The organism is Kistimonas scapharcae (assembly GCF_039540975.1).
In the GTDB taxonomy this organism is placed as follows: domain Bacteria; phylum Pseudomonadota; class Gammaproteobacteria; order Pseudomonadales; family Endozoicomonadaceae; genus Kistimonas; species Kistimonas scapharcae.
In genome coordinates this window covers 1-1,231 of sequence record NZ_BAABFL010000235.1, presented here as the reverse complement: position 1 = coordinate 1,231, position 1,231 = coordinate 1, and the positions used below count along the sequence as shown (strand labels likewise).

Genomic DNA, 1,231 nt, shown 5'->3' with positions numbered 1-1,231 from the left:
GTGCTCCGTTACCAGACCGCCGCCTGATCACCATTGCCATGACCTGCTGCAAGACAATGGTTTCCTGTTTTGCCGGATACTGTCCGGCATGAATCCTCTGACTTCAAACCCTGCCAATCTCATTGAATCCCTTCAGCTGGAAGTCTCCATGCTGAAGCGGCAACTGGCATGGTATGAAGAGCAGTTCCGTCTGAATAAGCACCGACAGTTCGGTGCCGCCAGTGAGCGATTTGACGCCCAGGGTCTGCTGTTCAATGAAGCGGAATTGCTGGCGGAGGAGAACGAGGCCGACGATCAGGACACTACACCTGACGATACCCGGCCCGTTGCCGCCCACCAACGCAAGAAACCGGTCAGAACAGAACTGCCAAAAGACCTCCCCCGTGACATCCGGATTCTGGATGTTCCCGAGGAAGAGAAGTGGTGTGCCTGCTGTGAGATCTTTCGCAAGCAAATAGGTTTTGACGCCAGCTGCAAGCTGGAGATCATTCCGCCTCAGTTCAATGTCATCGAATACCGTCGCATCAAGTACGGCTGCGCCTGCGAAAACGGTATTGTGACAGCCCCCATGGTGGCCATGCCCATCCCGAAGAGCATCGCCACCCCCGGCCTGCTGGCCTGGGTGATGACCAACAAGTACTGCGACGCTCTGCCACTGTACCGCCAGGAATTCATCCTCAAGCGCATTGGCGCAGAGATCAGTCGTGCGACACTGGCGGAGTGGATGATCCGGTGCGCCGAACTGCTGGAACCCCTCTACCAGGCTTTGCAGAAGCTGCTGGCCGAACAGTCACAGCTCCATGCCGATGAAACGACGAACCAGGTGCTGAAAGAGCCGGGGCGTGCGCCGCAGTCGAATTCCTTTATGTGGGTCTACCGCACGGCGGAAACCCTGGATAAAGCGATAATCCTCTACGACTACCAGACCGGAAGGGGGCACCTGCATCCCGAGAACTTCCTGTCCGGCTTCAGCGGCTACCTGCACTGTGATGGCCATTCTGCCTACAAGACCCTGAGTAACAGAAACCCCGACATTCGGTTAGTGGGTTGCATGGCCCATGTGCGGCGCAAGTTTGCTGATGTGGTCAAGGCCACGCCAAAGGGCGAAAAGCCCACCCGTGCCCGCCAAGCGCTCAGGATGATCCAGCGTCTCTACGGCATCGAAAGGGACATTAAGGACAAGCCACCCGATGAACGCTACCGGGTGCGGCAGACGGAAAGCCGTCCCATC

1 protein-coding gene is annotated in these 1,231 nt (G+C 57.5%); it reads left to right on the top strand.

Annotated features, from left to right (window positions below; genetic code table 11):
• Window positions 1-88: 88 nt before the first annotated feature.
• Window positions 89-1,231: IS66 family transposase (gene tnpC, locus ABD892_RS10625; protein WP_345195599.1), on the top strand; the 1,143-nt coding region annotated here is incomplete at its 3' end.